General features: G+C 67.2%; 1 protein-coding gene. It reads left to right on the top strand.

What is annotated here, in order from left to right; genetic code table 11:
• Position 1: 1 nt before the first annotated feature.
• A partial coding sequence (locus tag ACLJNW_RS27475) for a putative PEP-binding protein (RefSeq protein WP_410961722.1) occupies positions 2-247 on the top strand: 246 nt, incomplete at its 3' end.

Raw genomic sequence — 247 nt, 5'->3', positions numbered from 1 at the left:
GCTGAGGGTCGAACCACTGGAACGCTGCCGGATACTGCTGCCGATGGTCAGCGAGGTCGACGAACTGCGCGCCATCCGTCGCCGCCTCGGCGAGCTGGCCACGCAGTTGGGGATCGAGCGCCTGCCCGAACTCGGGGTGATGATCGAAGTGCCCTCCGCCGCCCTGCTCGCCGATCAACTGGCCGAACACGCCGACTTCCTCTCCATCGGCACCAACGACCTGTCGCAGTACGCCCTGGCCATGGAC

This window comes from Salmonella sp. SAL4457 (genome assembly GCF_046548235.1).
GTDB lineage: Bacteria > Pseudomonadota > Gammaproteobacteria > Enterobacterales > Enterobacteriaceae > Salmonella > Salmonella enterica.
This window is presented reverse-complemented; position numbering and strand designations above follow the sequence as displayed.